This window comes from Bartonella sp. OC16QHHD (genome assembly GCF_042194035.1).
Taxonomy (GTDB): domain Bacteria; phylum Pseudomonadota; class Alphaproteobacteria; order Rhizobiales; family Rhizobiaceae; genus Bartonella.
In genome coordinates, this window is record NZ_JBHIMJ010000079.1 from 14,018 (window position 1) to 39,143 (window position 25,126).

General features: G+C 39.0%; 30 protein-coding genes. 22 read left to right on the forward strand and 8 right to left on the reverse strand.

Annotation, left to right across the window (positions count from 1 at the left end):
• The first annotated feature begins 25 nt into the window (after positions 1 to 25).
• Both ACFIK1_RS07370 and ACFIK1_RS07375 read left to right on the forward strand, forming a co-directional pair.
• Positions 26 to 550 (forward strand): type II toxin-antitoxin system PemK/MazF family toxin, encoded by a 525-nt coding sequence (locus tag ACFIK1_RS07370; RefSeq protein WP_273790913.1) that lies wholly within the window; start codon positions 26 to 28, stop codon positions 548 to 550.
• Between the two features lie 578 nt (positions 551 to 1,128).
• Positions 1,129 to 1,497, forward strand: coding sequence for a hypothetical protein (locus ACFIK1_RS07375; protein ID WP_375662476.1), 369 nt, complete (start codon positions 1,129 to 1,131; stop codon positions 1,495 to 1,497).
• A gap of 754 nt (positions 1,498 to 2,251) precedes the next feature.
• Here ACFIK1_RS07375 and ACFIK1_RS07380 read toward each other — a convergent pair.
• Positions 2,252 to 2,638, reverse strand: a complete 387-nt coding sequence (locus tag ACFIK1_RS07380; RefSeq protein WP_375662477.1) for a hypothetical protein — start codon at positions 2,636 to 2,638, stop codon at positions 2,252 to 2,254.
• Positions 2,639 to 2,725: 87 nt separating this feature from the next.
• The gene (locus ACFIK1_RS07385) at positions 2,726 to 2,977 is read right to left on the reverse strand and encodes a hypothetical protein (protein ID WP_375662478.1); all 252 of its coding nucleotides are present in this window, start codon (positions 2,975 to 2,977) and stop codon (positions 2,726 to 2,728) included.
• A 999-nt stretch (positions 2,978 to 3,976) separates the two neighbouring features.
• Between ACFIK1_RS07385 and ACFIK1_RS07390 the strand changes: the two genes are divergently transcribed.
• Complete coding sequence (locus ACFIK1_RS07390; RefSeq protein WP_375662479.1) at positions 3,977 to 4,786, forward strand: VIT1/CCC1 transporter family protein; 810 nt, start codon at positions 3,977 to 3,979, stop codon at positions 4,784 to 4,786.
• 259 nt (positions 4,787 to 5,045) lie between these two features.
• Positions 5,046 to 5,576: a dUTP diphosphatase gene (dut, locus tag ACFIK1_RS07395; RefSeq protein ID WP_375662480.1), complete on the forward strand. Its 531-nt coding sequence runs from the start codon at positions 5,046 to 5,048 to the stop codon at positions 5,574 to 5,576.
• 836 nt (positions 5,577 to 6,412) lie between these two features.
• Here dut and ACFIK1_RS07400 read toward each other — a convergent pair.
• Positions 6,413 to 6,991 carry a biopolymer transporter ExbD gene (locus ACFIK1_RS07400; protein ID WP_375662481.1) on the reverse strand — a complete coding sequence of 193 codons (579 nt, stop codon included), beginning with the start codon at positions 6,989 to 6,991 and terminating at the stop codon, positions 6,413 to 6,415.
• Entirely contained in the window at positions 6,988 to 7,872 is an 885-nt protein-coding gene (locus ACFIK1_RS07405; protein WP_375617904.1) for a MotA/TolQ/ExbB proton channel family protein, read from the reverse strand. Before ACFIK1_RS07405 ends, ACFIK1_RS07400 begins: the two co-directional genes overlap by 4 nt.
• A gap of 1,001 nt (positions 7,873 to 8,873) precedes the next feature.
• On the opposite strand from ACFIK1_RS07405, the gene ACFIK1_RS07410 reads away from it, so the two are divergent.
• Together ACFIK1_RS07410 and ACFIK1_RS07415 are read left to right on the forward strand one after the other, a co-directional pair.
• The gene (locus tag ACFIK1_RS07410) at positions 8,874 to 9,212 is read left to right on the forward strand and encodes a YqjD family protein (RefSeq protein ID WP_375628058.1); all 339 of its coding nucleotides are present in this window, start codon (positions 8,874 to 8,876) and stop codon (positions 9,210 to 9,212) included.
• 3 nt (positions 9,213 to 9,215) lie between these two features.
• The gene (locus tag ACFIK1_RS07415; protein ID WP_375617902.1) at positions 9,216 to 9,659 is read left to right on the forward strand and encodes a hypothetical protein; all 444 of its coding nucleotides are present in this window, start codon (positions 9,216 to 9,218) and stop codon (positions 9,657 to 9,659) included.
• A gap of 577 nt (positions 9,660 to 10,236) precedes the next feature.
• Here the strand turns inward: ACFIK1_RS07415 and ACFIK1_RS07420 are convergent.
• On the reverse strand, positions 10,237 to 10,980 hold the full coding sequence (locus tag ACFIK1_RS07420) for a nuclease (RefSeq protein ID WP_375662482.1): 744 nt from the start codon (positions 10,978 to 10,980) through the stop codon (positions 10,237 to 10,239).
• A gap of 159 nt (positions 10,981 to 11,139) precedes the next feature.
• On the opposite strand from ACFIK1_RS07420, the gene ACFIK1_RS07425 reads away from it, so the two are divergent.
• The 16 genes from ACFIK1_RS07425 (at position 11,140) to virB11 (ending at position 22,951) form a co-directional block, all read left to right on the forward strand.
• On the forward strand, positions 11,140 to 11,490 hold the full coding sequence (locus ACFIK1_RS07425) for a TrbC/VirB2 family protein (RefSeq protein ID WP_375662483.1): 351 nt from the start codon (positions 11,140 to 11,142) through the stop codon (positions 11,488 to 11,490).
• A 27-nt stretch (positions 11,491 to 11,517) separates the two neighbouring features.
• Positions 11,518 to 11,841 carry a type IV secretion system protein VirB3 gene (locus ACFIK1_RS07430; RefSeq protein ID WP_015856920.1) on the forward strand — a complete coding sequence of 108 codons (324 nt, stop codon included), beginning with the start codon at positions 11,518 to 11,520 and terminating at the stop codon, positions 11,839 to 11,841.
• The gene (locus tag ACFIK1_RS07435; protein WP_375662484.1) at positions 11,841 to 14,201 is read left to right on the forward strand and encodes a VirB4 family type IV secretion/conjugal transfer ATPase; all 2,361 of its coding nucleotides are present in this window, start codon (positions 11,841 to 11,843) and stop codon (positions 14,199 to 14,201) included. The genes ACFIK1_RS07430 and ACFIK1_RS07435 overlap by 1 nt, the downstream gene beginning before the upstream one ends.
• A complete protein-coding gene (locus ACFIK1_RS07440; protein WP_375662485.1) occupies positions 14,198 to 14,962 on the forward strand; it encodes a type IV secretion system protein in 765 nt (254 codons plus the stop codon). The genes ACFIK1_RS07435 and ACFIK1_RS07440 overlap by 4 nt, the downstream gene beginning before the upstream one ends.
• Positions 14,963 to 14,986: 24 nt before the next feature.
• Positions 14,987 to 15,253 (forward strand): EexN family lipoprotein, encoded by a 267-nt coding sequence (locus ACFIK1_RS07445; RefSeq protein ID WP_375615858.1) that lies wholly within the window; start codon positions 14,987 to 14,989, stop codon positions 15,251 to 15,253.
• Entirely contained in the window at positions 15,253 to 15,528 is a 276-nt protein-coding gene (locus ACFIK1_RS07450; protein WP_375662486.1) for an EexN family lipoprotein, read from the forward strand. The genes ACFIK1_RS07445 and ACFIK1_RS07450 overlap by 1 nt, the downstream gene beginning before the upstream one ends.
• A 2-nt stretch (positions 15,529 to 15,530) precedes the next feature.
• Positions 15,531 to 15,935, forward strand: coding sequence for an EexN family lipoprotein (locus tag ACFIK1_RS07455; RefSeq protein WP_375662487.1), 405 nt, complete (start codon positions 15,531 to 15,533; stop codon positions 15,933 to 15,935).
• Positions 15,936 to 16,230: 295 nt separating this feature from the next.
• Positions 16,231 to 16,632 (forward strand): EexN family lipoprotein, encoded by a 402-nt coding sequence (locus ACFIK1_RS07460; RefSeq protein ID WP_375662488.1) that lies wholly within the window; start codon positions 16,231 to 16,233, stop codon positions 16,630 to 16,632.
• Between the two features lie 294 nt (positions 16,633 to 16,926).
• A complete protein-coding gene (locus ACFIK1_RS07465) occupies positions 16,927 to 17,217 on the forward strand; it encodes an EexN family lipoprotein (RefSeq protein WP_208438499.1) in 291 nt (96 codons plus the stop codon).
• A gap of 293 nt (positions 17,218 to 17,510) precedes the next feature.
• On the forward strand, positions 17,511 to 17,915 hold the full coding sequence (locus ACFIK1_RS07470; RefSeq protein ID WP_375662489.1) for an EexN family lipoprotein: 405 nt from the start codon (positions 17,511 to 17,513) through the stop codon (positions 17,913 to 17,915).
• A 26-nt stretch (positions 17,916 to 17,941) separates the two neighbouring features.
• Positions 17,942 to 18,865 carry a type IV secretion system protein gene (locus ACFIK1_RS07475; RefSeq protein WP_375662490.1) on the forward strand — a complete coding sequence of 308 codons (924 nt, stop codon included), beginning with the start codon at positions 17,942 to 17,944 and terminating at the stop codon, positions 18,863 to 18,865.
• A 6-nt stretch (positions 18,866 to 18,871) separates the two neighbouring features.
• Positions 18,872 to 19,159, forward strand: a complete 288-nt coding sequence (locus tag ACFIK1_RS07480) for a type IV secretion protein VblB7 (RefSeq protein WP_375662491.1) — start codon at positions 18,872 to 18,874, stop codon at positions 19,157 to 19,159.
• A complete protein-coding gene (locus tag ACFIK1_RS07485) occupies positions 19,156 to 19,827 on the forward strand; it encodes a virB8 family protein (protein WP_375662492.1) in 672 nt (223 codons plus the stop codon). Before ACFIK1_RS07480 ends, ACFIK1_RS07485 begins: the two co-directional genes overlap by 4 nt.
• Before the next feature lie 2 nt (positions 19,828 to 19,829).
• On the forward strand, positions 19,830 to 20,681 hold the full coding sequence (gene virB9 / locus ACFIK1_RS07490; protein ID WP_375662493.1) for a P-type conjugative transfer protein VirB9: 852 nt from the start codon (positions 19,830 to 19,832) through the stop codon (positions 20,679 to 20,681).
• Positions 20,682 to 20,708: 27 nt separating this feature from the next.
• Entirely contained in the window at positions 20,709 to 21,881 is a 1,173-nt protein-coding gene (virB10, locus tag ACFIK1_RS07495) for a type IV secretion system protein VirB10 (protein ID WP_375662494.1), read from the forward strand.
• A gap of 17 nt (positions 21,882 to 21,898) precedes the next feature.
• Positions 21,899 to 22,951, forward strand: a complete 1,053-nt coding sequence (gene virB11, locus ACFIK1_RS07500; RefSeq protein ID WP_375662495.1) for a P-type DNA transfer ATPase VirB11 — start codon at positions 21,899 to 21,901, stop codon at positions 22,949 to 22,951.
• A 54-nt stretch (positions 22,952 to 23,005) separates the two neighbouring features.
• Here the strand turns inward: virB11 and ACFIK1_RS07505 are convergent, their stop codons facing one another.
• From ACFIK1_RS07505 to ACFIK1_RS07515, 3 genes are all read right to left on the reverse strand, one after another.
• The gene (locus ACFIK1_RS07505) at positions 23,006 to 23,125 is read right to left on the reverse strand and encodes a type II toxin-antitoxin system RelB/DinJ family antitoxin (protein ID WP_375662496.1); all 120 of its coding nucleotides are present in this window, start codon (positions 23,123 to 23,125) and stop codon (positions 23,006 to 23,008) included.
• A gap of 326 nt (positions 23,126 to 23,451) precedes the next feature.
• The gene (gene vbhT, locus ACFIK1_RS07510) at positions 23,452 to 24,816 is read right to left on the reverse strand and encodes a type II toxin-antitoxin system protein adenylyltransferase VbhT (protein WP_375662497.1); all 1,365 of its coding nucleotides are present in this window, start codon (positions 24,814 to 24,816) and stop codon (positions 23,452 to 23,454) included.
• Positions 24,803 to 24,991 carry an antitoxin VbhA family protein gene (locus ACFIK1_RS07515; protein WP_375662498.1) on the reverse strand — a complete coding sequence of 63 codons (189 nt, stop codon included), beginning with the start codon at positions 24,989 to 24,991 and terminating at the stop codon, positions 24,803 to 24,805. The genes vbhT and ACFIK1_RS07515 overlap by 14 nt, the downstream gene beginning before the upstream one ends.
• Positions 24,992 to 25,126 lie beyond the last annotated feature (135 nt).

Here is a 25,126-nt window from a genome sequence, read left to right on the forward strand (position 1 = left end):
GACCAGTAAATATAAATGGTCTGCTATGGCTGAAGATAAGAACACAGAGCCTTCTACCCTATCACCTATTTCCTTAGATATAACCAAACTTGAAGAACCATGTGTTATGATGGAACATGATCATAATGCATGGCGCGAGCATATAAAAGAAAGGGATTTAAATGCGCCTTACGAAAAACCACCTCATATAAAACCACGAATCAAATCGGCCCCACGCATCAGACAAGTTTTTTGGTGCGATTTTCCTCATGATTCGATACTCCCTGAATTTTGGAAAAAGCGGCCTGTTTTAGTGCTTTCTAAGAATGCAAAATTATATGGAAATGTGACAGTTTTACCTTTTTCAACGAAATCACAACCCAATAATCCCGCTGCGTATCCAATACAATCTCCCATAGAGAATAAAAAAGCATGGATTATCTGCAATTATGTCACAACAGTTTCTGTAAGTCGTTTAAGTTGCTCACGTACCGTTCCAAGGTTATCCTGCGAAGATTTTCATAAAGTTGTAGCTCTGATGCTCAAATATTTACCGCATTTACAGTATTGACTTTTGAGAAAAATAAGTGTATCTATATCACCATACACGGCATCAGTAATGGTGGCCGCTTCCCCGCAAGGGGAGATAGGAACGAAGGAGTGGGAAACCGCTCCTTTCGTCATTTTTGGTATTTTTTTGAAAACTTTTTAGCCATTTTTGCAACCTTCCCTAGAACATATCCAATATCCCTCCTCCACCGTTGTTGTTTTGAAATATCTGTGATTTGGGATAAGCAGAAAACAATATCCACACCTTGGATCCGGTAAAGTTTCCCATGGAGATTACCGTGATGTTGTCATATTTATCATTTCATTGCACAAAAAACCGTGCTGCCGTTGCTTAAACTTTATATGATTTGCCGCAATGGGAATATCTTTCCAAGATTGAAAAGTTGACAGAATTAATAAACTATGGAAATTACATAAAAGTGTAATACAAAATGTGCAATTGAACACTTTGTATCAACAGCACATTAAACACATGATGAAATTATGCATCATGGGATGCCACGGTGCTTTTTTTGTTTTGTTTAGAGAGTGTAATAAAAAAACTTTTTTGATTAAATCTTTTAAATTTGGATCATTATAATGAAAATCTTTCAAAAAATCGCGTTATATATTGTTACAATAGCCTTTTTCTTTTCACAGGTTTTGGAAGCTAATGCTTATTATTTGAATAGTCATTCTCAAGGTTCTAGTTTTGCTTCTACAGTGTCAAAAGAAAATAAAGTTGTTAAAGCTATTGATATGGTTATGGATCATATTTCAACACAAAGCACTGAACAAGATTTTAAAAAAGGTGTTGTAAAGGTAGGAGTTATGATGGGACTTGCACCAGTACTTTGGGGTCTTATTGCGTATTTTTCATGGTTGTTTTCTAAAAAGCGGGCTCCCTATCGTACACCGGGTGAAAGAGCATCTGATTCTTTTGCGGACAGTGCGTGGATGCTCGTTTAAACAGTAAGCTTATTTAATACTTAATAACATAAACTGTAATTCAGATTACAGTTTATGTTTTTTTATATTCAATTAATATTGTTAACTTTTCCCCACTCTACATGATAAATAAAATTTGATCAGCTATATTCATAACAATGCAATGCGATAAATTGAACACTGTTTGATATGATAATATCTCTTTCATTTATGCACTCCTACCCTTAAACCTACCCCTGCAATTACAGCACAAAAAACAATTCGTTACACGCTAAAAAATCCACCTAAATGCAAAAGCTATAACAACGCTCAACTTCGACTATTTGAATAACAGCGATCATTCAAACTTTAACCAACGCGATAATACGCCTATTCTAAACGATTTATGTACCACCTCATCCGCAGCACATTGCCAAATATCCGTACATTTCCCCGAAAAATTTTCATACTTTTACGCATAGTAAAAAAAGATTAACTTTAATCATATTGCATTCCTTAAATTTATAAGGAATTGCAAAATGCCCAAAAAAATCAAACAAAAATAGAGAGGTAAGTTACGAAACTACAGGGTAAATTTTACTGCCCAACAACGTCTATTTTTCCCCGTCTGAACAGTCAGAGGAACACTATAAAAATTATTTTCATTGAAAAACAATTACTTATAATCTATGGAAGAAAAGTAAAAATCTCCCCCAGCAAAAGATATTACCTTCAAAATTATCAAAAAAAACAGCACAATTTTAGTGATCTTTTTATTTTTTTTCTTTTGATAAAATTAATTGGCAGGTGTCTTAGGAGCCCCTCCGGTAGGTTCCCAATTCGCAACAGCCGCTAATTCCTCAATGAGCTTCTCTCTTGGTAAATTATTATCATCCACCAACTTGTACTGAATGGCATTGTCACTAAGCCACTTTATAAGCGTTTTTTTAACAGTTTTACCACCCTCAGCCTCACTCACCGCTTCCCATGCCGCAACAATAGCTGCAAGCTTTGGAGCATAACGTGGATGCGTTGGATCTTGAAACGCATATTTTTGGTCCTTAGTCTCAGCAGAATCATCCTCAGGGAAAAGAATTTTAGGTCTCTCACCACGCGATGAAAGCCATTCTTTTAAATCATCTAAGGAAACAACAGAATATTCACCAATAGGACTCTCGTTCAAAGGCATCCCCTCAAAATCACAACGATAGTACCATTCTACCCTTAATTTTCCCTCTTTTGCTTCTCTTACTATATCACTATAAACAGCTCAGAACAAAGCAATTTTAGCGAGCGGTACTCGCTCCCCTCCTTCATAAATACCACTGTCTTCAAGTCTGTATTCGCCGGTAAATTCACATATGAGTGGATTCAAGCCCGCTATCAATAACGCTGCCTGCGATATTGATATTTTTGGAGAACGTAAAAACCATTCTAAACTTTTATCAATTTCCATATATTCCCCGCCTTTTTCTACGAAACTTAACATATTTTTCAAAACGCTAAGAGCAATCTCCTTCACTACACGGAGATTATCCTCCCCTCACATTGCAACTTATCACACTTTTTAATAATCCCACAATCAAACCCCTCCTTGTGATACACAAGAAAATGATTTGAATTGCTTCAATATAAGAAGTTTTGAAATGAGAAGAATCCTACAGAATTTTGGGCTTTCATGCAAGATATCAGGCAAGTTACAAGGCGATAAATGCCCCTTCATAAAGGGTAAATTTTTATGCGTGATCAAACAATTTGATATGATAATATCTCTTTCATTTATGCACTCCCACCCTTAAACCTGCCCCTGCAATTACAGCACAAAAGATAATTCGTTACACGCTAACAAATCCACCTAAATGCAAAAGCTGTAACAACGCTCAATGCGCGTAAATATCATAAGAATACTGTCTTACACCTCCACAAGCAGAATGAGTGGCGTAAAACTGTACAATAAAATGCCATGCCTATAATGAACCGTTCTAAAGACTGTCGCAACATTGGGAGCTAAGGTGTATGATGATGCCAGCTTGCTCTTTTATGAAGCGTAAAGATTAAGAAGACTCAATGGAGTTTATATTATTTCATGGAAATTTTGCGGCTCTACCCTTCTATACTCTTCACGGGGGCCCCTCGCGAAATGGGCTTTTGTCCCTTGAAAAAGGTCTCTTTTAAAGAATCATTTCAAATTCCAAGAGCTGTTACAGTCTTTTGAACGCATCAAATGAATGATGGTGCTAGCTTATTTTTTTCCATATATTCACAATACATTGAAATGCTCCATTCAAACATCCCTTTAGCAAAATAAAGCACATTGTCTCTTAAATTTTTTCACGCAATTATTTCTTTCATGCGCCCCTCTCGTCTCCATTTGATAAATCTCCTTGTACTTTCTCAGCATCCCATCACCTTTTTTCTCAGTGCAACCTTTTTGTAATTTGTCAGTTTTTAACTTTTAGATTGACTTTCGGTTTATTTTTCTTATGTTTTAGAATTATTCTAAAGTGCAGAGGTACAGAAAATGTTGAGATCGTTTTTTTCATTTGTACAACGTAAAGCTCTGTCCTTTCGTTCAGCACAAAACGTGATACTTAAAGCGCTCAAAATAAAAGAGCAACATGCGGCGCTCTATTTAAAATATGCAAAAGCTCTAGAACCTTATTCCTCTAAAGAAGCCGCGGTTTTTACCGCCATGGGGCTTCAAGAGCTTAAAAATTATCAGCAACTTTTGTGCCTTTCTTGCCATAATCGTGCAAACACTATCGGTTCATTATGTGACAGAACTTCTCTTGTGAAAGGCAAGAGCCGCCATCCCTCCCAAAAAACAACAGCGGCAAATCACACCATAAAAAAACCTTCGAAAACGCAAAGACAAACACTTTTGACTTGGATTCAACCAGGTCTTGCAGGATTAATGGATGGCTCTGTCTCCACCCTTGCCCCCATTTTTGCCGCAGCTTTTGCCACGGGAGACACGCATCAAACTTTTTTGATAGGGCTCTCAGCTTCAATTGGTGCGGGACTTTCAATGGGTTTCACAGAAGCAGCCCATGATGACGGAAAATTATCAGGGCGTGGTTCGCCATTAAAAAGAGGTCTTGCCAGCGGCATTATGACAACATTAGGAGGACTAGGTCATACTCTTCCCTATTTGATCAACTCTTTTTATGTAGCGACAATTATTGCTTTTATCATTGTTTTTTTCGAACTAGGTGCCATCGTCTGGATTCAGAACAAATACATGTCCACTCCCTTTTGGCGCGCCTCTTTACAGGTCATCATTGGTGGTGCTCTGGTTTTTGCCACGGGTATTCTTATCGGTAGTATCTAAAAAATCTTATCTGTAACCATAATTTAGATCTCAAATAAGCGCATGCCCCTAGGCATAAGCCATCCTTGATGATGCCATTATTGAAAAATGCCATTGATAATGTTAGGTGGTGTTGTGGAATATTTTAAGTCAGTAAGAGATGATAAGCAAGCTCTGGGGACAACCTATATCCACACACCTTTATCGACTTGGTTTTATAGATATCTTTTGTTAAAGTATCATTTTCTTCTAGACCTCATATTTTGGAAATGCCTCGATCATGTCGCACACTGAAACCAACGCCCCTCTAAACAATCATCCTGTCTCTTCTCAATCTTCACATGCCCAGACTTTATTTGTTCAGCGTCTTGCACACGGACAAGGTTTAGAACTTCCTTGCTACGCGACAGCGGGTTCTGCGGGTCTTGATCTACGGGCAGCAATTGGAGAAGAAGAAACGCTTGTTCTTACCCCTGGGCAGCGGGCACTTATTCCAACAGGTCTCATTTTTCATTTATCACTTGGGTTTGAAGCACAAATACGTCCACGCTCTGGCTTAGCCTTAAAACACGGCATTACATGCCTCAACACTCCAGGAACAATTGATAGTGACTACCGTGGTGAAGTCAAAGTCCTTCTTATCAATTTAGGCCAAGAAGACTTTTCCATCCAACGGGGCATGCGCATTGCCCAAACAGTCATCGCCCCCGTATCTCAAGTTAATGTTTGCACCATTGAACCAGAGCAAAATACCCAAAGCCATATAGAGAGCCGTGGAACAGGAGGTTTTGGTTCAACGGGACACACTTAAGAAGCTCTGAAAAATCGCTACTCTCAAAATAACACACATACTTATTCCAACCACTCTTTCACTGGAAATTCTTTGAGCTTTTAAAATGCAGAGGGAATGCGCATTTGCTTTCAAAGTTTTTTCACTAAACGCACCTATAAACAAGCATCTCTCAATTACGTCTCGTGCGCTATACAAAACTTCATTATCACCAGATACCCCTCCCCCATAACAAAAACATTGGCATTAAACATTGAGAGCTCACACACCGCTGGTAATGTCGACAATCTATACATCATATTGATTTATAATAATAATGAATTGTCTTGCAACTTAAATGAGAAATCTCAATACTGTAAGATTGTTTCATGGCAAGCCTATTTATATTAAATCAATCAAAAGCATGTTTCTCACATTCCAAACGTGGCTAGCATGCAGATAAAAACTGAAAAAATGCCTACAATAAATAGCACTATCACAACATTGGGAAAAAATATAAATACGATAATGGTGCTCGCTTGCTCTTTTGTTAAGCATAAAGATGGTGATGTTTGATAGGTTTTTTATTATGTTACGGGGGCTTTAACGTTGTACCATTTATGAACATCGCCGCAAAAAAGGCTTTAAGATGTATTAAGACACACAACAATCGCCCTTGGCTATTTTTCTTGATCGCACCTCTTGCGGCAAGATGAGTAGAGCTTAATCCTAAAAAAAACGATTCAATATATGAACCCCCTGCATAATATCAAACCCATGCGTATTTGGTTTAATAAATCCACGGAACCCTCATCAATTTCACTCTACGACTTTGAGTAATATGCTTTGCTTCCTGCAACAAAGGCTGTTTTTTATCACTAATCAGAGACATCAGCTGGAATATTAGCGTTTCCCGCAGGGCTCGTTGTTACGGCATCCACACGCCCCACAACGTTACCACCCGCTCCATCGACAACAGCATCCGCTACCCCTGTTGTTTTATTATTGATCTCACCTCTTGAGACAAGATTGGTAGAGTTTTGCAATCCTACAAGACCGATTTTATTATATCCAGCCATGCGTATTTGATTTAATAAATCGATGACAGTACCATAATCAATTTCGCTATCCGCTTTGATTAAAATTTTTGCCTCTAAATTTTGCGTAGTTTCCCTCAACAAAGCTTCTCTCAAAGCTGCTTGTTCTACAAGATGATCACCAATGTAAAGAGAACGATCTTTTTGCAACGTAACATAAAGAGGTTCATCAGACTGAACCACTGAAGGTGCTTGAATTATAGAAGGAAGCTGAACGGAAATGACAGACGTTGCCAAAGGCGCTGCAACCATAAAAACAATAAGCAACACCAATACAACATCAATAAAAGGGGTCACATTGATTTCACTTTGCAACCCACTCTCGTCTATATCCCAATCATTATTAAGGCTTGCTTTCATTTTTTATGACTTTTCTGTTGTCTTTGTCTATCAAGTTCACGGCTCAAGAGCCTTTCAAGAGCAGCAGCGATATCGCCTAAATCACTGCGATAACCACTCAAAGCACGCATAAGGCTATTATACATAACAACGGCGGGAATAGCCACAAAAAGCCCAACAGCCGTTGCGAATAAAGCTTCAGCAATTCCAGGCGCCACCACATCAAGTCGCGTTGTTTGAGACTGAGCAATCCCAATAAAAGAGTTCATAATTCCCCAAACAGTTGCAAAAAGACCAACAAAAGGAGCAATTGCGCCAATAGTTGCAAGAACAGCACTTCCACATGCAACACGGCGTGTAGCAGCCAGCAAGCAGCGTGACAAAAGTGAATGAACCCTTTCTTTTAAACCTTCATGAACATCGCGAACCCTAGCATCACGAACATCGCGGGAAACATCTTCATATTGATTGCTCTCCTCATAAAAGAGAATATCTTCAATCGTTTGTGCCCTTTCCCCTGTACTGGTTTTTTCACCAGAGCTTTCGTTTATCCCTTCAGGAGCAGAAAAATGAACCTGTTGTGCAGAAAGATACACCTCTTTAAGGACTTCTTTGAGAAAAAATACACCAGCCCCTTTGCTTTCTTTCAAGCTAGCTGCCAAACGCGTAAGAGTCTGAGCATTTAGAACCAATTGAAGTTCATGACGTACTCTTCGTTTTACCAAAGTGATCTCAACAATTTTCACAAAAGCAATTGTCCAAGACACAAGTGAAGCAAGTAACAAAATAATGATAACCGCTTTCACCACCCAATCAGCAGCCATAAACATAGAAAGAGGAGAAAAATCATGCGTTGTCACTACAGCAGACATATTATCTAAAGGTACTGTTTCAGATTCCATTTTTATCTCACATTCTTGTGCTCTTATCTTTATTTATGAGCTGGGTCGTCACCCCGCATAGCATCACTGTTCCAAAATGCCACGACCCTTTTAACGTCACTTGTGTATTCCTCTTAAGAAAGAAAACTTGATAAATCAAGTATAGTTTTATTCCACAAGCTCTCTCTTAATTCTAAAGAAATCACTCAAGAAATTTTTCTCTAACAATTCAACAAGTTTATCTTACTCAATCAATTTATTGCATAAATTAGGCAAAATGATAAAGTTACAAGAAATATCGCATATAATATTTTCATTTATAAGAATAATTTATCATCATTCCTGTTAAATGAATTCCTCATATCGCAAAGCTTCTTTCATTTCAGCGGCTCTTTTAAATCCAACAAAATATTTGCTTACATGAAACAAGCAGCAAAAATATCATAAAACTCTTGAAGAAAAGGATACGCACATCTCTAAAAGCCCGTGCACTGAAATACCTCTCCTATCCTAAAATAAAAATATACCTTTTTTAAAAAAAGAACTATCGCAATATCTTAAACTGACCAAAAGTATAATGGGAGAGCGCGTGTTGCCCCCAAATACATAGAGAACAAAGAGCCGCAATATCATTTCTTTTTCTTTGCTTCAAAAACATAAAAATGACATTATTTCTGCCGCAAACTCACAATAACCATGTTTTTTACCTGTCACAAGCCTAAAAAATAAACCTCAACACGCTTTTAAAAAACTTTTATAAAAACTGTGCCATGAGAAACTGAAGAATGGTGCTAAATTCTTGCAAAAGCATAAGACAATTTTTAACAAATGCGACCCTTTACAGACAGAGCATATCGTATAGGAAAGATTTATTTTATCAAAAACAGTTTTAAATTCGACAAAATGAAAGGAACCAAAAAAAGCTTTTGGCGTTACTCAAGCAGTGAAAATTTTCACTCCAATGCAAATGATCACTATGAACACACCAATACAAATATAATGAATCAAGAGGGAAAAATACCATGGCCCATAATAAAACAACACAGCACGATAAATCAGCCGTAGAAAAAGACCAACAAAAAGACCTACAAGGACAATTAGAAAAGTTACGCACTGAAATTTCAGGGATTACCTCAACCCTAACAGATCTTGGTGCAAACAAATTCAACGCCGCCAAAGACAAAGCAGAAAAACTATATCACTCAGCGAAAGAAAGTGGTGAAGACATGATGTCTCAAGCAAAAGATAAAATCAGTGATCTTGAACAAACCATGAATCAATGCGTTCGCAAAAATCCTGGCAAAAGCGTTTTGTTTGCCGCAGGGGTTGGTTTTATTCTTTCTCAATTACTACGTCGTTAAGCAATGCATAAGTTTATCGCTCCTCTTTTAAACCATCTTGTCGGTGGAGGGCTTAAAAGCACAGTCAAGCAAGTACGCCTTCAAGCAATTTTCTATGGGTTTATTGGCATTTCATTCTTCATGTCTTTGCTTTTTTTATGTACCATCGGTTTTATTGCGTTATGTTCTGTTATGAAGCCTCTTGCCGCCGCTAGTATCATGTTTTTAATTTGTCTTTCTCTTGCGGGATTAGGTCTTATTATCAGTCGCATTCTCAAAACTTATCAACGCTATGACCAACAAAAAAAGACAGAAGAACAACGCCATAAACTCATGACAGATGCGACCGTTTCCAGCCTTGCAGCTCTCAGTCAACATCTCCCTTTTGCCAAATTGAGTGTTCCCATTCTCGGACTTGCAACTTATTTTCTGTGGAAAAAAGATAAAAAAGACCGCTTTTCAGAGTAAAATATGTAAAACTGTCACTCTAAATCCCCCCTCTCAATGTGCTTTCTTTTATGACAAAAGAAAGCACATTTTTTCCTCATAGTTTCTTTAGCTTCTTCAAGTTCCTGAAAAGAAATCCCCTTCATTTTGGTTAAAATTTCCATAGAACCGCTACACTCTCTTTCAGATTGCAACCCATGTTTCATGAACATGGCAACATGAGGCAAAGCTTGCGTTAGAAGTCCTAGTTTAATTTGAAGCAATGTAGTATTTTTTTAAGAAGAGATAGTTTATTTCTGCCTCTCTTTATATTTTCATAAGCCTTTTTTTCATGACCAAAGGTCACGTCATCGATTTGAATTTATTCATATTTTTCTGAACACTCATGTTTGTTACAATGACTATTTTGTTTAGGGGAAAAAACGCGCTCTCCCATAGCGCTGTAGTAAACAACCTATAGGATTATTTTAAACACAACAAATTTCCATAACGAACGTTGTCCACCAAGGAGTGCGTGGATTATAATTAACTTTTTTCTGATAAGATTTGCAGTAGAATATTGTCTTGATTTTTAAATAGCGCTTAAGAGGACGCTTTATCAATAATGGTCAATGGGATTATAGCTCCCATGATCTCTTCGCCAATCTTCTGGTTGTTGAAATTGGCTCGACCATAAACCGTTTTGTGCTTTTTGAGCAGCAGATTGTAGAGTTTTATAGTCTGCTGGGGATGGAAAATGATGCTGATCTTTTGTCAACACCATCAACCCTTCTGCCAGCCCCAAACGTGCCAGATCAACCCCATCTACAAAACATTGTGCATAATGAACCTGTTGAATGACACGTGCTTGCCGACAAGTAACATTTTTATCGATTGTTTTTGAGACAAGCCAAGCAGTAACAAAAGCACCACATGGCCACTTAACTCCGTTGCGTAAGGCAAATTGCCTCATTTCACAGCTTTCCACACCATATAAGCGGATATCACGGATAATCTTTTTTCTCCATCCATCATCCACGAGCGTGATCATTTTAAAGGTCACACCACTTGTGACCTGTATAGCACCGGAATAGACCGGCACATTTTCTTCATAAAATTGTGATGCGATTGGTTCTGGATGCAATACCACATTTTGTTGGCTTGCGTCTTGTTGGTTTGCATAATCTATCAATTGTGACTTCGGATTTTGAACGGGGTTTTCTATTGTCTTTTCTGTTCCTTTTAAAAAAGAATTTTGAGTAAGTTGTTCATTATTTTTAATTAAATAAAAGTATCCTAAAATAATAATACAAATTAAGACAATATATTTAGGCGCTGCTCGAAGATGTTTTAAAATTATCATTTTGAATATTACTGTATTTTATTGTTCATTAAATAATAAAAGATTAAATATTGTTAATTTATCGATAGAAAAATTTATTTTTTTCATTTATATGATTCCCGATTAATATTTTGAATATTAATTTTACGATCAACTTAAACATAAAGCGGGGAATTTTTCATGAAAAACATGAATAATTTGTTCAGTTGTGAACATACCTTACAAAAAACTACTCTATCCAACACACAAAAGAAATGGTTAACAGCAGCATTGATGCTGTTTATTGCCTTCATCGCACTGAGTGAGCCAGCATTTGCCGCAGGTGACTTTGGAAAAGTTGAAACTGCTCTTGATCAATTAGTCAAAGCTTTAACAGGAAACATTGCAAAATCGATTGCAACCATTGCGGTTGCTGGTATTGGGCTTGCATGGATTGCTGGTTATGTTGAAATGCGTAAAGCTTTCTTTGTTTGTGTTGGCATCGGCATTGTTTTTGGTGCACCACAAATCGCATCAATGTTTATGTCTTAATTCGCTTGACTCTAGCCTTTCAAAGCCATGAAAGAGCACGACAAGCTAACAGAAGATACGTTATTTCTTGCTTGCACACGCCCTGCAATGATTGCGGGCGTGACGGTGGAAGCTATGGGATTAAATGCGATAGGAACGATGATGTTGTTCATTATGACAGGCAATATTTTTCTTATCACCTTTGGTGTGATGCTGCATTTCATATTCAAGGAAATCCTAAAGCATGACCATAACAAATTTCGTATTCTTCTGACATGGCAAAAGACATCTATTTTTGCCAGAAATTCGAGTCTATGGGGTGGGGGAAGTATTTCTCCATTACGATTAATTCGTAATTATGAGGAATTATAATGAATAGAACAGAGCGCAAACGTGAAAAGCAGCCAGAGGCGATCATTCCTTACGTGCGCCATGTCAACAAACACATCATTGCGCTGGATTCACGCGCTCTCATGAGCGTTATTAAACTTGAAGGGATTAACTTTGAGACAGCGGATATTATTGATCTGAATGTGCTTCACGAACAACTCAATAATCTTTTTAAAAACATAGCGGATGAACGGATAGCGCTTTATAGCCATATTATCAGAAAGCGTGAAACGATTTATCCGGATGGGACTTTCAGATCGGCATTTGCCAAGCAATTAGATGATAAATATCGCGAGCGGATGGTTTCACAGGAGCTTTATCGCAATGATCTTTATCTTTCGATTTTGTGGAATCCACACGTTGATCAAACGGATAAATTAGTGGAGTTTTTCAAACGTTTAGGCAAAGCCAAGCAAGAAAAGACAGAAGTTGATGCAGAGTCCATTCGCAAGCTTGAAGATATTACCACAGATCTTATTCAAAATTTAGAGCGTTATGGTGCAAGAAGACTGAGCCTTTATGAACATGAAGGTAATATTTATTCGCAGCAAAGTGAGTTTATCCACCAATTGGTGGGAGGTCGTCGTGAACGGATCCCTCTCACATGGGGGACGATAGCTTCGACTGTTTACTCAGACCGTCTCATTTTTGGGAAAGAGATCATAGAAATACGCACCGAGGCGGCACAGCGGTTTGCGGGCATGTTTGGTTGGAAAGAATATCCAGCAAAAACCAGGGTAGGCATGGCGGATGGTTTGCTCACCCTTCCCTTTGAGTTTATTTTCACCCAATCTTTTGTTTTCAAGAGCAAAAACATTGCCAAGCAAATTATGGGGCGCAAACAAAACCAAATGGTCAATGCAGGAGACCGTGCGGGCTCACAAATTATGGAACTTGATGATGCGCTTGATGATCTTGAATCCAATCGTTTTGTTTTAGGGGAGCATCATTTATCATTGGCAGTTTTTGCTGATACGCCGCAAGAATTAGCGGATAATCTTGCCAAAGCGCGTTCTCGTCTTACAGATGGTGGGGCTGTGATTGCGCGGGAAGATTTAGGGTTAGCGGCGGCTTGGTGGGCACAATTGCCTGGCAATTATGCTTATCGCACCCGCTCTGGTGCAATAACAAGCCGCAATTATGCAGCGCTTTCTCCATTTCATTCTTTTCCGGTTGGAAAAATAGATGGCAATGTGTGGGGACCAGCGGTAGCCTTGATGAAAACCTCTGCTGGTTCACCGTTTTATTTTAACTTTCACTTTGGTGATTTAGGCAATACGTTTGTTTGTGGTCCCTCTGGTTCTGGGAAAACGGTTATTGTCAATTTTCTTTTAGCGCAACTTCAAAAGCATGATCCCAATATGGTCTTTTTTGATAAAGATCGGGGTGCAGAACTTTTTGTCAGAGCGGGTGGCGGCACTTATATGCCCTTGAAGAATGGTAGACCGACAGGCATAGCACCGCTAAAAGGCTTAGACTATAACAATCCAGCAGATAGAGTTTTTTTACGCCAATGGATTATAAAGCTTGTTTCATCTGAAGATCAAAAGATCAGTGAATCAGAAAGACAAGATATTACGGCGGCTGTTGACCAGCTTGCCTTGTTGCCAAAAGAACAACGGACGATCTCTGCCTTACAAATGTTTTTTGACACCACGCATAGGGAGGGGATATCGGGTCGTTTAGAAAGATGGTGTAAAGGCAATGCCTTAGGGTGGGTTTTTGACAATCCTGATGACGACATTGGCATTGATGCAAAATTTATTGGTTATGACATGACGGATTTTTTAGACAATAATGAAATTCGTCCACCATTGATGATGTATCTTTTTCATAGAATTTTATCTCTGATTGATGGGCGTCGTATTATCATTGTCATTGATGAATTTTGGAAAGCCTTAGAGGATGATTCCTTTAAAGCCTTTGCGCAAGACAGGCTGAAAACTATCCGTAAACAAAATGGTTTGATGTTGTTTGCAACGCAATCTCCCAAAGATGCGATCAATTCGACTATTGCTCACACCATTATAGAGCAATGCCCCACACAAATTTATTTCCCTAATCAAAAGGGCAATCATGGGGATTATGTAGAAGGGTTTAAATTATCAGACAGAGAATTTAACCTGATACAATCAGAATTAAGCCGTGAGTCACGGCGTTTTCTCATCAAACAAGGACAAAGTTCAGTTGTAGCAGAACTAAATTTACGCGGCTTTGATGATGAAATAGCCATTTTAAGTGGCACCACCAAGAATATTGAACTCCTAGAGACCATTATGGATGAAGTTGGACAATCTCCAGAAAAATGGCTTCCTATTTTTCAAGAAAGGTCAAAGCAATGAAAAAACTTTTATTGGCAACAGCCGTCTATGCAGCTTCATTTGGCTTTCAAACAAATGCCTTTGCCATCGTGGTATTTGATCCCACAGCTGTTGGACAAATAATGAAACAAGTCCAGCAAGGCACACAACAGCTTGGCAAATTGCAAGAACAAATTCAACAAGGCAAACAACAGCTTGACCAATTAAAGAGCCAACTCGATCAAGCGAAACAATTATATAACTCCCTAAATGTCAAGCCTGACATTTCGGGATTGAAAGACATGTTTAACAAGCAAGGGAGCAGTGGCGCCCTCCCTTCTGACTTTAACCACTTTCAACAATCGATGGGCAGCGGTGGTGGCGGCGGCGGCGGCAGCAAAAACACGCAAAAATGGCAAGAAGAACTTAAATACAAAGAGCCCGCGGGGGACGCAGACTCAAAAGAGGCAGTAGATGCTTTTTACGCACAGGAAGTAAAAAAAGCCGAACAGCGCGTAGTAGGACAAGCAGCCAAAGGACAAGACGTCTACGAAGAAGCCAGTGAAACACAAAAAAAAATTACCAAGCTCCTTGACGAACTTGGAAGTACTGAAGATGCGGGTAAAATTCAAGGCATTCAAGCACAATTAGCAGCGGTACAAGCAGACCTCCAAACAAAAATACTACAAATGCAAGCTGCCATGATGATTCAACAAGCAGAAGAAAAAGCGGCAGAAAGACGTGAAATGGAAGAATTTAAAGCACGAACCAAAGCTTTGGCCCAAAAAATGCGTGGTCAATAAAGAGTAAAAAAGAGGGGATTGAATATGAACAAGATCATCATAACAACATTGCTACTTTGCACAGGGCTCATCACAGCTGGTTGTGAAAAAACCTACAGCGTAGAAGAACTTAAAAAAAATAAAAAACTGATGGAAGAAGTATTAGTGAAATGTTTGACGTCAGGGGATTTGAATTCGAAAAATTGTAAAAATGCAGAGCAAGCTGAATTTGAAAACCGTAAAAATTGGAAAGGCTTTGGCTCTACAAATGACGATAAACAAGAATCTGAAAAGAAACAGGACAATAAATAATGAATAAAGTTCTCATAACAACATTGCTACTTTGCACAGGGCTCATCACAGCTGGTTGTGAAAAAACCTATAGCGTAGCAGAATTTAAAAAAGATAAAACATTGATGGAAGAGTGGAATGCTAAATGTGGATTCGCAGGAACTGCCAAAAATTGTGAAAACTTAAGATTAGCACAACTTGAACTTCAAAAGGAATATTACCATAACCTTGCAAATGAACTTCTTGAAGATAATCAAGAACAAAAAGAGTCCGAAAAACAACAGGACAGTCATTAATCATGAATAAAGTTCTCATAACAACATTGCTACTTTGCACAGGGCTCATCACAGCTGGATGTGAAAAAACCTATAGCGTCGCAGAATTTAAAAAAGATGAAAAATTACGCCTAGAATGGGATGCTAAATGTGGATTTGCAGGGACTTCAAAAAATTGTGAAAACATGCGGTTAGCATTTTTAGAACTTCAAAAAGAATATGAAGCAAAAGCAGCAGAAAGAAGTCGTAAAATTGAAGAAGAAAATCGTAAAAGAGAAGAAGAAGATATAGCTGAAATGAGAGCCAGACTTAAAAAAATGGAAGCTAACACTAAAAAAAAATTAGAAGAACAAAGAGCAAAGCGACGTGCTGAAGAAGAACAGGAAGCAAAAGAGCGCGCGGCAGAAGAACAACAAAATAACCATTAAGACATAATGAAGAGCGGAGCATCTCAATGGCAGTAGAAAGCAAAGGCATATTTTCTTATATCGACAATATGTTGATGGAGCCCCTTACAAAGACAATGGATAGCACCATTACACATCGCTATTGCGCTTTAGCTGCTCAACTTAAAGAACCTTACAGACTATACAATAGATTTATGGCAAGATTATGTCTGTGCTCTAGATTTATCATCACTGGTTATAAAAACCGATAACACAAGCAGAATTTAAAGATTGTGCTCAAAACTTGTAAAACTGAAAGGAAGAAGGGGAAATATTGATGAATAAAGTTCTCATAACAACATTGCTGCTTTGCACAGGGCTCATCACCGCTGGATGTGAAAAAACTTACAGCGTCGCAGAATTTAAAAAAGATAAAAATTTACGCTTCGAGTGGGATGCGAAATGTGGATTTGCAGGAACTTCAAAAAATTGTGAAAACATGCGGTTAGCATTTTTAGAACTTCAGAAAGAGTATGAAGCAAAAGCAGCAGAAAGAAGTCGTAAAATTGAAGAAGAAAATCGCAAATCAATGGAAAAATTGAAAGCTAAAATGGAAGCCGATCGTGCAAGAATGAGAGCTGAGACTCAAAAAATTCTCGAAAAACAAAGAGCGGAAACACTCGCTGAAGAAGAACGAAGAGCAAAAGAGCGCGCGGCAGAAGAACAAAATAACCATTAATACACGATAAATAGCGGAGCATCTAAATGGCAATAATAACCAAAGGCGTATTTACTGACATAGACAATATGTTGATGGAGCCCCTTACAAAAACAATGGATAGCGCCATTACACATCGCTATTGCGCTTTAGCTGCTCAACTTAAAGAACCTTACAGATTATACAATAGATTTATGGCAACATTATGTCTGTGCCCTAGATTTATCATCACTGGTTATAAAAACCGATAACACAAGCATAATTTAAAGATTGTGCTCAAACCTCAAAAACTGAAAGAAAGAAGGGGAAATATCGATGAATAAAGTTCTCATAACAACATTGCTACTTTGCACAGGGCTCATCACGGCTGGCTGTGAAAAAACCTATAGCGTCGCAGAATTTAAAAAAGATGAAAAATTACGCCTAGAGTGGGATGCGAAATGTGGATTTGCAGGAACTTCAAAAAATTGTGAAAACATGCGGTTAGCATTCTTAGAACTTGAGAAAGAACGTCAGGCAAAAGCTAAAGAAATATGGAACGCTACATTTGGGATAAAAGAGCGTGCTGAGGAAGAACAAAAAGCAAAAGAACAAAATAATAATTAAATTATAAAAATACACAACGAATAGCGAAGTATCTAAATGGCAATAGTAACCAAAGGCGTATTTTCTTATATCGACAATATGTTAATGAATCCCATTACAAAAACAATGGATAACATCTATTGCGCTTTAGCTGCTCAACTTAAAGAACCTTACAGACTATACAATAGATTTATGGCAAGATTATGTCTGTGCTCTAGATTTATCATCACTGGTTATAAAAACCGATAACACAAGCAGAATTTAAAGATTGTGCTCAAAACTTGTAAAACTGAAAGGAAAAAGGGGAAATATTGATGAATAAAGTTCTCATAACAACATTGCTACTTTGCACTGGAATTATCGCTGCTGGCTGTGAAAAAACCTATAGCGTTGCAGAATTTAAAAAAGATGAAAAATTACGCCTAGAGTGGGATGCGAAATGTGGATTTGCAGGAACTTCAAAAAATTGTGAAAACATGCGGTTAGCATTTTTAGAACTTCAGAAAGAATATGAAGCAAAAGCAGCAGAAAGAGAGCGTGAAGATGATGAAAAGTTTCAAAAAATGATTAGAGATTCCGAAGCTGAAATGAGAGCCAGAATTAAAAAAATGAGAGCTGAGAATGAAAAATTCCGAGCTGAACAAAAAGCAAAAGAACGCGCTGAAGAAGAACGAAGAGCAAAAGAGCGCGCGGCAGAAGAACAACAGAATAATAATTAAGACATAATGAAGAGCGGAGCATCTCAATGGCAGTAGAAAGCAAAGGCATATTTTCTTATATCGACAATATGTTGATGGAGCCCCTCACAGAGACAATGGATAAAGTCATTAACAACCTCTCATCAAGCTTAGGTGCTCCGCTTAAGCTATCTTGTACAATTTACATTATATTTATGGGCTACAATATCATCTATGGGCGCTCTTCCATGCCCTTATGGGAATTTATAGTAACAACTTTCAAACTCGGCATCGTTGTTTCACTTGCCACAAATGCTGCTCTTTATAATGAGTGGGTCAGTGGTATATTTTTCCATGATCTGCCGAATGCCATTTCAAATGTCACACAAGGAGCACATGTGGATCGAAATGTATGGGACAATATGATAAACAAAGCTGGAGCACAGGTTTTGGACGCAGCAAACCAGTACACAGGTCTGACTCAAATGGGGATGTTTATTGCGACATGGATTGCTGGTTTTATCTGCCTAGTTGCTGCTATCTTATTTTGTCTAGTCGGTTTTGTTGTTTCATTATTTGCTAAATTGGGTTTGTTTCTTGTCATATCAATAGGACCACTCTTCATAAGCCTCTATATATTTTCCTCAACCAGAAAATTCACAGAAGCATGGTTAGGGCAAGTTGCAAACTTCATCATTTTATATGTGTTAGTCGTGCTGCTTGGTGGTTTATATGTCAAGATTTCAATGGACGTTTTTTCAGAAGGTATTAAAAATATCTTCACTACTTTAATTCAGTTCTTGGTTGTTGGTATTGGTGGTATTCACCTTTTCCTCAGACTCCCTGATATCGCATCAGCTTTAGCCTCTGGGGGGGCTTCTCTTACAGGATCAGGACCAGTCGCTAAAACAACGGCTCAACTAAGTGGACGAGCTGCTAATGCAGCAACAAGGGGCATTAAAAAATTAGCATCACTATTAAAAAAGGTCTAAGTTCAAATGCGGGAATTTAAAAAAATTGGGGTCATCTTACCATTTCTCTTTCTCAGTGGCTGTGTGTCTTCACCAAACACACTGAAGTCACTCCCAAAGTGTGATGGATATTCTAAACGTCCACTCAACAGATCAATGTGGAATTGGGAAGGGAAAAAACCCACGCCCACGCCCATTATCATCAGTAACAACACCCCTTCACCCCTAAAAGAAGGGAAGCTGGAAATGCTTCTGGCACAAAAATTAACGGATGAAGAAATCAAATCCTACAAAGATTGCGGAAAAAAGGCATGAAAGAAAAAGATGTAGAACAATATATTGCCGAAGCGCGCTCGTTTGATCAAGATCGCATGCTCGCCTCACGCCGCACCACCCGCGTCTCTCTTGCCATTGCCGGCATAGCCGTTGCAGTTGCAATAATGTCTTCTCTCGCGGTCATCACCCTCACACCCCTTAAAACCGTGGAACCTTTTGTCATCCGTGTGGACAATTCAACCGGCATCACCGAAGTTGTGGAAGCCTTAAAAGAAGGTCCCACCAATGTCGACGAAGCAATCACACGCTACTTTGCTGCAAAATATGTCCGCTCCCGTGAAGGCTTCACCACAGAAGAAACACAACACAACTTCCAAACAGTCTCCCTCCTCTCTTCTTCTGAAGAACAGGAAAGATTTGCCAGCTGGTATGGAGCAAGAAATCCCCAAAGTCCTCAAATTCTCTATAAAAACGCCACCGTTACAATAACAATAAAATCAATCTCCTTTATCAATGACGATGTTGCCCAAGTGCGTTACTACAGAACCATTCATGACAACGACAACAACAAAGAATTCATCACCCACTGGGTTGCAACACTTACCTTTGAATATATCAATGCCCCTATCTCTGTCCAAAACCGTTTGATAAATCCTCTAGGGTTTATTGTTAATGAATATAGAACCGATCCGGAAGTGGTCAACTGATCATGACAAAAAAAATTCTTTTTCTCATTCTTAACATCGCTATTACCCTTTCTTTAACGCCTAGCCATGCCAGTATTTTTCCCACCCGTGCGCCAAGCGATAGCCGCATTCGCTTTATCAAATATGATGCCTATAATGTCACAAAAATTATTGGCTCCATACGCTCATCGGTACAAATAGAATTTTCTCCCAATGAAGAAATTGCCCATGTGGCAATTGGCAACAGCGTTGCATGGGAAGTCGCCCCCGCTGGCAATATTCTTTTCCTCAAAGCGCGGGAAGTCCAACCCATTACCAATCTCCAAGTCGTCACCACAAAGCTTGATGGCTCAAAGCGCTCCTATCAATTTGAACTGATGGTCAAAGATGGAGAAATTTCATCTGGACAAGAAACATATTTCCTTGTGAAATTTCGCTACCCACAAGAAGAAGCAGAACAAAGAAGACTCGCAGCCCTTATGCGACAAGAAAAACAACAAGCCCAGCGCATTGATAATGTCTTCAACGCTTCTGAAACCTACGGACCTCGCAATTGGGCTTACACCGCTCAAGGCTCTATCACGCTCGAACCCTCCTCCGTTTATGACAATGGCAAAACCACAACATTTACATTTCCAGACAACCAAGAAATCCCTGCCATTTATATTGTCAGCAATGACGGTACAGAATCGCTGGTTCCCAAAACCACAAGAGGCAACATGGTTATTGTCCATGCCATTAGCGCACGCTTCACCCTAAGACAGGGAAAAAACGTCCTATGCGTCTTTAACGAAGCCTATCAACCAAAAGGCACAAATCCAAATACCGGAACAACCTCACCATCTGTTGAACGTAAAATTGCATCAGATCTTTAAATAAGCGGGAATTGAAGGGGACAACACATGAGTGATAAACCAATCATCGAAGATCGCGGATCTATTGGGGATGGCAAAAACAATAGCGCCAAAACCGCTGGCAAAAAAATAGTTGTCGCAATCGCCTGTATAGGAATCTGCGGCTATGTGCTCTGGAACATCTTATCCACCCCCACAGAACAAAAAGACACCGCAAAAGCTCATAAAAAACAAGCACAAAACTTTCACAATTCCCTCGCCCCTTTAGAGATCGCGCCCTCTGACCCGCGTGCAAACATAGCACCAATAACCTTACCACCCCCACAACCACTCGCACAAGAACCCAAAAAAGATGACCCACTACTTGATGCCGCAAGACGCGCCCCTGTTTTAGCTTTTGCCAAAGGTTCTAAATCTCAATTAAAAGACATTGTCAACACGACTCTCAACCCCCTTGAAAAATTCCATGCCCTCGAAAATCTCGCGAATGCGCAAAATTCTCCTGCCCTTCAAGACACACAAAATTTTGCGACCCTATTAAAGCCTACCAAAACAGAAGAAACAAAAGCAAAACTCATCGGCAATAGAAACTTTATCATCGCCATGGGAACCTCTATTCCCTGTATCTTAGAAACCGCATTAAACAGTGAGCAACCAGGCTTTGCAAGCTGCATCATCAACCGTGATATCCTCTCTGACAATGGGCGCGTTGTTTTGCTTGATAAAGGAACCCAAGTGATTGGCGAATACCGCGGAGGGATAAAACAAGGTCAATCTCGCCTCTTTGTGCTCTGGACAAGAGCAAAAACCCCAACCGGTGTCATCATCGACCTTGCCTCACCCGCAACCGACAGTTTAGGCAGAGCCGGTTTTGATGGCAACATCAACACCCATTGGTGGGAACGCTTTGGCTCTTCCCTTTTACTCACCGTTATTGATGGTGCCACAACAGTTTTAACAAATAAAATAGTAGGCAATTCCAATAAAGAAGGTTCAAACAACTCTGGAGGCGGCGGTTTTGAAGGCGCAAACAACACTGGAAAAGAGTCCGCCAGTATTGCCCTTGAAAATCAAATCAATATTCCTCCTACCTTAGAAAAATTTCAAGGCGAACTGGTCAACATCTTTGTAGCAAAAGATCTCGATTTTTCCTCTGTCTATAAACTAGTCGTAAAGAGCAAAAGAAACCGCTCTACTCCCAGCTATTCCTTTTTTCATTAAGCCAATAAAGTCACATTATGCCATCAGCAAAAAATGCAGAACGCGCCTCCATCGTCTTAACAAAATTAAAGATCTTAGATGACTTCCTCAATGATGAAAATTTATTTGAAATTGTTGTCAATCGCCCAGGCGAAGTAATTGTTGAGGGTCCCAATGGTTGGCAAACCCACATCTTAAAAGAACTAACCTACAGCGAACTAGAAGGGATTGCAAAAGTTGTTGCTGCCTACACAACACAAAAAATCAGTGTAGAAAACCCCGTTCTCTCCGCAACACTGCCAAACAACGAACGCATACAAATTGTTATGCCTCCAGCAGTTGCTGCCAATACCATTAGCATGACCATTCGTAAACCTTCATCACGCACTTTTTCTCTTGAAAGTTTACATGAAAACAATCTGTTTTCTGTCGCCCAAAACACCAGTTTCACACCCACGCAACAAATGACAGAACGGTTATCCGAACTCTCTGATACAGACAAAGAGCTAACAGATCTCTTTATCGCCAAAGACTTTTGCAACTTTTTAGAAAGAGCCGTTATTACACAACAAAATATCTTAATATCGGGAAAAACCGGTTCCGGGAAAACAACCCTCTCCAAAGCTTTGATTGCAAAAATCCCTGACTATGAACGAATTCTCACCATTGAAGACACGCCAGAACTTGTCGTTCCGCACGCCAACAAAGTGCAGCTCTTTTATTCAAAAGATAACCAAGGCTTAGCAAAAGCAGGCGCAAAAGAACTGCTTGAATCTGGCTTACGCATGCGCCCCGACAGAATCCTTCTACAAGAGCTGCGTGATGGTACAGCCTTTTACTACATCCGTAATGTCAATTCTGGTCACCCCGGCTCCATTACCACCGTCCACGCCTCAACAGCACTTGCAGCCTTTGAGCAAATGACCCTTTTAGTCAAAGAAAGTGACGGTGGTGGTAATTTAGCACGCGATGATATCCGCGGCTTATTAATCTCGATGATAGATGTCATCATCCAATGCAAACGCCTTGAAGGAAAATTTCGTGTAACAGAAATTTATTACGACCCTTTCAAGCGCCGTGATGCTTTTTAAAAACTGTCGAAATCACTTAAATAAATCATTCATATCTTTCGCGAAATATACATCTTATCCTTTTTTACTCTTTTCAAAAGTTTTAAGCGTTTCCGCATTAGAAACAGCCATATCAAACGGCAATCCTCTTTCATCAACAACTTTAGCTAAAGAAATTCGTATGAAATCAGACACCGTAAGTCCTAAACTTGCTAATATTTCACCAGCTTCTTTTTTAATGTCCTATCTATGCGGGCTCGTACAACGTCTTTTGTCACACCCATATTACACACCCTTCTTTTGATTACCTCTCTTTTACCATATGGCTTAATAGGGCTTATACAGCATAAGGTTTTATTCTTGCCCTTACCGTATCATATCTATTGATCTTACACGCGCTATTGCGTTGATTTTCTCCTGTTTTGTCTCTGTTGCAAAAACTTAACTGCCATTTGAAACTCTTTTATGTGTTCTTTATTATAAGACTGTTCTTTGGGTATTGCTTTTGATAAATCAAAGTCTTATTTATGAATGGCATCCTGTCCAAAACGTTTATCTAAAGCACTTTGTAGCTTTAAAAACTCTTGATTGATCTGCTCTGGTATCTTTGAATAACTATCACGACCAGCTTCAACATTTTTCATAAAAGTCACTGCTTCTTGTGAAAGCGAAGGTACTTCAACTTTCAATCGCTCACGCTCCCGTACAACCCTATTTACATGTATCTCATAAGAATTCTTATAAAAGGCTTGAAGCTTTTTAATAGAAGAAAGTGCACGAGGAACATGAGAAAGCGCTTCTTTTCGTTCTTTTCCTGTAGATTTGAGTTTATCGATTAAACGATCTGACCCACGCAGTTCACCCGCTCTATCAGGTTCCCTTTCCAAAATATCAGGCAATTTATCGCCTTTACCTGCTAAAATCGTCTGCTCAATCTTGAGTGCGGCAGCTTGCGGATCTTTATAAATAGATGCTAAACGACTGTTTAACTCCTTAAACATATTAACATAAGATTTTTCATTCCTAAGAGCGCTAAGCGCTTTCTGTTCTAAATTAGAATTATCTATATAAGCCGCAAGGTATGGCTCTCGTTCTGTTGCTTTTGCAACAACATTCAAATCATTTTGTAATTGTTCAAGTTCTTCTTTTTGACGTTTAGCAAAACTTGTCTTTTCTCTATCCCAAGGAGTTTCAATCTTCTCTTTTTGTTGTTCCAAGCACTCTTTATTAAGATCAACGCCAAAAGCAATATTTTTGCCAATACCTTGAGAAACATCATCCCTTTTATTTTCTGTAAACTTGGTAAGGTTCTTATAGATGAGTGCAGACAGATATTCTGAATTACCAAAATGTGCTTCAATTGACGCACGTGTCATTTCTTGTCGCTCAATACCCTTCCAGTTGATATGATAACCAGCTTCACGAGCCAGTTGCACCATAAATTCACGCTGAGTACGCCCATTCCCCTCTCGAAACGGATGCAACGCATTCAACTCGCCCATGTAATATCCAGCCCTTTGGCTAAAGTCATAAGCGCCAAGACCACGCAGATACTGTTCTTTTGCAAGCTTTTGTGTAATCTTCGGTGCATAACTTTCAATCTGATTATAACTAGCAAATATACTATTACCTTTGGCAATATCCACTAAACGAATTTGTCCCGCCCATTCATATATGTCGCCAAACAGCCTTCTATGGATCTCTTTCATGTAATCCAGATCAAATTTACCACCAATAGGAGTATGTACAAATTCGAAAGATTTTACATAAGTAATAGTAGATTCTACACGCTGCAGTGTGGCTTTGTCTTTAATACCAAGCCGATTATACATCACACCAGTTTCAGGATCAGTATAAGAATCGCCGCTCCCCTTATACTTCTCCACGTCTTACACGCTCCATATAATCTGTGATGATATCACTTATTTCAAGTTCACCTATAATATAACGCTCTACTTGAGCAACAACCAGCGGATCTGGTTCTAATCCCTCTAAACGTTGGCTTGCCAATGCATTTTCAGCATAAAAGCGACGCAGCTTAATTTCCTCTTCACTCAACATATAAAACCCTCATTTGCTTACATTTATTATAGCCAAACAGACTATAGAAACAAGATTTTATTCCTTGTCTTACCCCGCCGTCACATCTTTTGACCTTGTACGCTCATACGCATGATTTAGCTCTTGTATACGTCT